The sequence below is a fragment of the Nostoc sp. CMAA1605 genome, assembly GCF_021596505.1.
Lineage (GTDB): Bacteria > Cyanobacteriota > Cyanobacteriia > Cyanobacteriales > Nostocaceae > Trichormus.
In genome coordinates this window covers 105,296-111,296 of sequence record NZ_PJIZ01000009.1, presented here as the reverse complement: position 1 = coordinate 111,296, position 6,001 = coordinate 105,296, and the positions used below count along the sequence as shown (strand labels likewise).

Sequence of the window (6,001 nt, the reverse complement as noted above, 5' to 3'; positions counted from 1 at the left end):
ATGACCCCTTTGGCAGAAAAGGCGACATATTGGGCTTCATCTACGGTCAACCACTCAAATTAAATAACGGTGTTGCCGTGGCCAACGTAGATACTGGTAATTCTACTCACTACGAAGTGTTTTACCGCTATTTAGTTAACGATAACATCTCCATCACACCAGGCTTCTTTCTCGTTACCGACCCTGGACATATCTCTCGTAACAACGATATCTTCGTCGGTACTATCCGTACCACCTTTAGTTTTTAATACACAAAAACGCCTAGAACTTTACTTATCTAAGCGTTTTTGTATGGATTTATACCCATTCACTTGTTTCATGTTTATCAGGTGAAGTGGTATCACTCCTTGCACTTAATCCCAGAATATCTTTTTCCAGAGAAAAATCAATATTTAGTCAGTGACACTTTACATAGTGTCATAAATCCCCCAAGATACGTCAAATAAAGTATTAAAAGATACTTTATTTAAAAAACATCTGCCATTCCACTAGGCAGATATTCAACCAGCAACTCGCAAGCAAGTTTAGAATGAAAAGTAAAGAAATATTGCAGAAATTACGGTAATGAAACGCATCGTTCTGATTGCTGGATTTGAATCATTTAACGCTGAACTGTACAGAAAAGCCGCATTGCTGGCGAAATCTCGCTGTACAGACTTAGATATTCGAGTATTTAGCGATCGCGATATTACCAGCCAACCCCAAGAAGTAGAAACAGCATTACAAGGCGCGGACGTATTTTTGGTAGCCTCATCTTTGATTATGACCAAGTTTTGTGGTTACGCGATCGCATCAGTCAAATCCCCATCCGCCTAGTATTCGAGTCAGCCTTAGAACTGATGAGTTTAACTAAAATTGGTGCATTCGCCATTGGTGACAAACCCAAAGGAATGCCCAAACCTGTTAAATTTATCCTCGACAAATTCAGCAACGGACGCGAAGAAGACAAACTAGCCGGTTATATTAGCTTCTTAAAAATCGGCCCCAAACTCCTAAAATTCGTCCCAGTCCAGAAAGTCCAAGACTTACGCAACTGGTTAATCATCTACGGTTACTGGAACGCCGGCGGGACAGAAAACGTAGCATCATTATTTTGGACATTAGCAGAAAAATATTTAGACTTAAAAGTCGGCGAAATCCCCCCACCCATAGAAACCCCAACATAGGTTTACTACATCCCGACTATCCAGGATATTTCACATCACCCAAAGCCTACCTAGAATGGTATCAAAAGCAGGGCATAGCAAAAAATCCCCAGTCCCCAGTCACCGCCATCCTCCTCTACCGTAAACACGTCATCACCAAACAACCATACATTCCCCAACTCATTCGCCGCTTTGAACAAGCGGGTTTAATACCCTTACCCATCTTCATCAACGGCGTAGAGGGACACGTAGCAGTTAGAGACTGGATGACCACCGACTACGAACTTCAGCAACGCCAGCAAGGTAATATCGAAACCCCCTCCCTATCTCCAGAAGCCGTCAAAGTAGATGCAATTGTTTCTACAATAGGCTTTCCCCTCGTCGGTGGCCCAGCCGGTTCAATGGAAGCCGGTCGCCAAGTAGAAGTAGCCAAACGCATCCTTACCGCCAAAAACATCCCCTACATCGTCGCCGCACCACTGTTAATTCAAGACATCCACTCCTGGACACGTCAAGGCGTGGGTGGTTTGCAAAGCGTAGTCTTGTACGCCTTACCAGAATTAGACGGCGCAATTGATACCGTTCCCCTCGGTGGGTTAGTGGGTGAAGACATTTATTTAGTCCCCGAACGAGTACAGCGTCTCATTGGGAGAGTCAAAAACTGGGTGAAACTGCGACAAACACCACCCGCAGAACGTAAAATCGCCATCATTTTATATGGCTTCCCCCCTGGTTATGGTGCAGTGGGTACGGCTGCATTATTAAACGTACCCCGCAGTTTAATTAAATTACTCCACGCCCTCAAAGACCAAGGTTACAACGTCGGCGATATTCCCGAAGATGGCGAAGAATTAATTCGCAAAGTCAAAGAAATTGACGAAGAAATGGAAAGATGGGAAATGAATAAACCTTTCCCATCTTCAGCCATCACTGTTAACGCCCGAAAATTAGAAAAATGGTTAGGATATCTCCGCACATCCCGCATTGAAAAACAATGGAAATCCTTAACAGGAAGTGGAATTAAAACCTACGGTGATGAACTTCATGTGGGTGGTGTGCAGTTAGGAAATGTCTGGATAGGTATACAACCGCCACTAGGAATACAAGGCGACCCCATGCGGTTAATGTTTGAACGGGATTTAACACCACATCCGCAATATGCTGCTTTTTATAAATGGTTACAAAATGAACTGCAAGCCGATGCAGTTGTTCACTTTGGAATGCACGGGACTGTAGAATGGTTGCCAGGTTCACCGTTAGGAAATACAGGTTATTCTTGGTCAGATATTTTATTAGGAGATTTACCAAATCTATATATATATGCTGCTAATAATCCTTCCGAATCGATATTAGCTAAACGTCGCGGTTATGGCGTGTTAATTTCTCACAATGTCCCGCCCTATGGTCGGGCTGGGTTGTATAAGGAATTGGTGGCACTGCGAGATTTAATTGCTGAATATCGTGAAGACACGAAAAAGAATTATGTCCTCAAAGAAGGGATTTGTAAAAAGATTGTTGATACTGGGTTAGAAGTAGATTGCCCATTTGAGGATGCGAAAAAATTGGGTATTCCCTTCACTCCAGAAAATATCAGAATGTTTAGCAGTCATGCTTTTGATGATTATTTAGTGAAGTTATACGAATATCTCCAAGTTTTAGAAACTAGATTATTCTCTTCTGGGTTACATACATTAGGCGAACCACCCACTGAAAAAGAATTAGCATCATATCTCGAAGCATATTTTGGCAGTGAACAACCAACAAACCCAGAAACAGCACAGCAAATCACAGATTTGTTGATGCAAACCACAGATGAAATCACCAATTTATTAAGAGGATTAAACGGTGAATTTATCCCCCCCGCGCCTGGTGGCGACTTATTAAGAGATGGCGCAGGAGTATTACCCACAGGCAGAAATATCCACGCATTAGACCCCTACAGAATGCCTTCCCCCGCCGCCTATGAACGGGGACGAGAAATTGCTCAAAAAATCATCAGTCAGCATTTACAAGAACATGGCAAATATCCTGAAACAGTAGCGGTTTTATTGTGGGGATTAGATGCCATTAAAACCAAGGGTGAATCATTAGGAATCCTTTTAGAATTAGTCGGTGCTGAACCTGTGAAAGAAGGGACAGGGCGAATTGTGCGTTATGAATTAAAACCCTTGTCTGAAGTTGGACATCCCCGCATTGATGTGTTAGGAAACCTATCAGGAATCTTCCGCGATAGCTTTGTCAACATCATCGAATTATTAGATGATTTATTCCAAAGGGCGGCGGAAGCTGACGAACCAGAAGACCAGAATTTTATTAAAAAACACGCCTTAACTTTAAAAGCCCAAGGTGTAGAAAATACCTCCGCCAGATTATTTTCTAACCCAGCCGGTGATTTTGGTTCATTAGTAAATGATAGAGTAGTTGATGGTAACTGGGAATCAGGCGATGAATTAGGTAAAACTTGGCAAAGTCGCAACGTCTTTAGCTACGGGAGACAAGATAAAGGCCAAGCTAGACCAGAAGTATTAAATCAGTTATTGCAGACAAGCGATCGCATCGTCCAAGAAATCGATTCTGTAGAATATGGTTTAACCGACATTCAGGAATATTACGCCAACACCGGGGGATTAAAAAAAGCCGCCGAACAGCAAAGTGGGAAGAAAGTTACAGCTAGCTTTGTAGAAAGTTTCTCCAAAGACACCACACCCCGCAACCTAGATGATTTACTCAGAATGGAATACCGCACCAAACTGCTAAATCCTAAATGGGCTGAGGCGATGGCGAATCAAGGTTCAGGCGGTGCATTTGAAATTTCCCAACGTATGACAGCCTTAATTGGTTGGGGTGGTACAGCTGATTTTCAAGATAATTGGGTATACGACCAAGCCGCAGACACTTACGCTTTAGATCCCGAAATGGCAGAAAAATTACGCAAAGCTAACCCCGAAGCTTTTCGCAATATTCTGAGCCGAATGTTAGAAGCCCATGGGCGCGGTTTTTGGCAAGCTGATGCAGATAAATTAGATAAGTTGCGTCAATTGTATGAGTTAACAGATGAACAATTAGAAGGAGTGGCGGTTTAAAAAAGCAAAATTCATCTTACATTATCCTTCCTTGAACAAAAAGCGATCGCTCACATTTGCGACACATTCGAGATTAACCGAACGATTGTGAAGGCACTGTAAATTACATTGCCCCTATTAACATAGGGAGTTTACTATAACTAGTATGCAAGCACAAAAACACTACTCACGCGCCCCAATCACTGAAGCATTGATTGACATACAAGTTCAACTTCCACAAGAAGTTAAACTTGATGTTTTGGCGCAGGTGTACTCAAGCATTCAAGCTGAGTACCCAAAGCGTGAGGAAATACTTGTGTTTCAGGGACAAATGATTGCTGGTGCTAGTGTTGGGGCGACAGCGAGCCAATCTCAAATCGGTTATAGATTCTTCAGTGATGATCAAAAACAAATTATTCAAGTGCGTTTGGATGGATTAACATTCAGTAGACTTGCTCCCTACGACTGCTGGGAAAGATTCCGAGATGAAGCCAAGCGGCTGTGGAGTATCTATCAGTCGTTGACAAATCCAGTCGTAATTACTCGGTTAGCATTGAGGTATATTAACAGGCTAGATATTCCCTTACCTGTTAGCGATTTAAACAATTACTTAAGGACATTTCCCGAAGTTTCCTCTGACTTACCGCAAGGACTAAGTGGCTACTTTATGCAGCTACAAATTCCTCAAGAGCAACTACCAACAATACTTGTTCTCAATCAAGCACTAGTTCCTCCGCCTACACAAAATTTTATTTCTATACTGTTGGATTTAGACCTATTTCTAGAACAGGATATTCCACAAGATGAAATAGAATTTTGGGAAGTTTTGGAAAAAATGCACGAACAAAAGAACAAAGCATTTGAAGCTTGCATTACAGAACACACAAGGGAGTTGATTAACTGATGGCTACAATAACTCCTCTACGGAATAATCATTCCTCAACCCAACCCAAATTAATTGTACTTGAACCAAGAGCTACATCTCAGTTACAAAGTCCCGAAGGACGAAAAATAGCAGAAGTAACTGAAAATGCTTTACAAGTTTTGAGTCAGATTAAAGAATACCTAGAGTATATTAAAAATATTGGTGAAGTAGATTACAATCCAGTTCCACCAAAACGCTCAGAGCAGGTGTTTATGCGTGCCAAGTTCACAGGGCGTAAAAAACCTCTGCCTTATCTTTTAGACGAAGAATGACGATAGATCCTTTCTGGGTGCAGGTAAATGAACCGACTCTCAGGCAAGGTGATTACCTGCCTGGGTGTCTTGTACCAGTACCATTATTTGACCCCACAACTTTCGGAAACAAAGACAATGAAACTCAAGCCGTAGAAGTAGAAGTAAACGAATTAGATTTAATTGTTTTAACTCAAAGTTGTGATCTAGACAACAAAAAGGTTAGTCAAGTAGTTGTGTGTGCGATTTATCCGATTTCAGAATTTGAAGAAGCGAACCCAGCATTTCAAAAAAAGGGCAAATGGAATGAGGTTTTATCGGGGAGGATAGAGGGTTTACATCTACTAGCATCGCCAACTAACCCTGACAATAATAGGGAGGCTTTGGTTGTAAATTTTAGAGAGATATACAGCTTACCTTACGAATATATTTTGAAATACGCTACAAACATAGATTGTCGGTGGCGATTAAAATCTCCTTACTTAGAACACTTTTCTCAAGCATTCGCCAGATTATTTATGCGAGTCGGTTTGCCATCTTCAATTCCACGTTTTTCATAAACCTGAGTTCAGGTTAAATATACGTAGATAAAAGAAATTTCAGTTGACGACTGCATTT

At 41.6% G+C, this 6,001-nt stretch carries 5 protein-coding genes and 1 pseudogene; all 6 read left to right on the top strand.

The genetic code is table 11. The features are described from left to right. Nucleotides 1–248, top strand: a 248-nt coding sequence (locus tag CV014_RS05580) for a carbohydrate porin (RefSeq protein WP_236141117.1), incomplete at its 5' end; no start/stop codon positions are given. Nucleotides 249–564: 316 nt separating this feature from the next. Further along, a pseudogene (locus tag CV014_RS30570) lies at nucleotides 565–1,166 on the top strand (DUF3479 domain-containing protein). Continuing rightward, complete coding sequence (locus CV014_RS05575) at nucleotides 1,094–4,228, top strand: cobaltochelatase subunit CobN (RefSeq protein ID WP_442946886.1); 3,135 nt, start codon at nucleotides 1,094–1,096, stop codon at nucleotides 4,226–4,228. The pseudogene CV014_RS30570 and the gene CV014_RS05575 overlap by 73 nt, the downstream one beginning before the upstream one ends. Nucleotides 4,229–4,373: 145 nt before the next feature. Beyond that, the gene (locus CV014_RS05570; RefSeq protein ID WP_236141116.1) at nucleotides 4,374–5,111 is read left to right on the top strand and encodes a TIGR04255 family protein; all 738 of its coding nucleotides are present in this window, start codon (nucleotides 4,374–4,376) and stop codon (nucleotides 5,109–5,111) included. Continuing rightward, nucleotides 5,111–5,404 (top strand): hypothetical protein, encoded by a 294-nt coding sequence (locus CV014_RS05565; RefSeq protein WP_236141115.1) that lies wholly within the window; start codon nucleotides 5,111–5,113, stop codon nucleotides 5,402–5,404. The genes CV014_RS05570 and CV014_RS05565 overlap by 1 nt, the downstream gene beginning before the upstream one ends. Continuing rightward, nucleotides 5,401–5,943, top strand: coding sequence for a hypothetical protein (locus tag CV014_RS05560; RefSeq protein ID WP_236141114.1), 543 nt, complete (start codon nucleotides 5,401–5,403; stop codon nucleotides 5,941–5,943). Before CV014_RS05565 ends, CV014_RS05560 begins: the two co-directional genes overlap by 4 nt. Nucleotides 5,944–6,001 lie beyond the last annotated feature (58 nt).